The sequence below is a fragment of the Mesorhizobium sp. M1C.F.Ca.ET.210.01.1.1 genome, assembly GCF_004791585.1.
Taxonomy (GTDB): domain Bacteria; phylum Pseudomonadota; class Alphaproteobacteria; order Rhizobiales; family Rhizobiaceae; genus Mesorhizobium.
Genome location: NZ_SRUU01000122.1, coordinates 1 through 399 on the forward strand (window position 1 = coordinate 1; position 399 = coordinate 399).

At 63.4% G+C, this 399-nt stretch carries 1 protein-coding gene; it reads left to right on the forward strand.

The window, feature by feature from the left end:
- A partial coding sequence (locus EN853_RS33200) for a TOBE domain-containing protein (RefSeq protein ID WP_135861350.1) occupies positions 1–318 on the forward strand: 318 nt, incomplete at its 5' end.
- Positions 319–399: the final 81 nt, after the last annotated feature.

The window sequence follows — 399 nt, forward strand, 5'->3', positions numbered from 1 at the left end:
GATGGCTCGCCATCCTTTCGCGGCGCAGGCGAGATTTCCGTGCCTTTGGCGGCGACGCCGTCGATCAGCAATGGCGAACCGGTGGTGCTGGGAATACGGCCCGAGCACCTGAGGCTGTCCGAGGCGGGGATTCCGGTCACTGTCGCGGTGGTCGAGCCGACCGGCTCGGAGACTCTGGTGTTCGTGCGCTTCGGCGAGGGGGAGATGGTGGCGCTGTTTCGCGAGCGCCACGACTTCAAGCCCGGCGATACGCTGAAACTTCGGCCAAGGCTCGACCATATCCATCTGTTCGACGCCGAGACCGGCAAGCGTCTCTGATCTCAAACGCACTTCACGAGGACCATCATGCTCAAAGGGATCGATCCGTTGCTCAACGCCGACGTGCTCCAGGCATTGCGG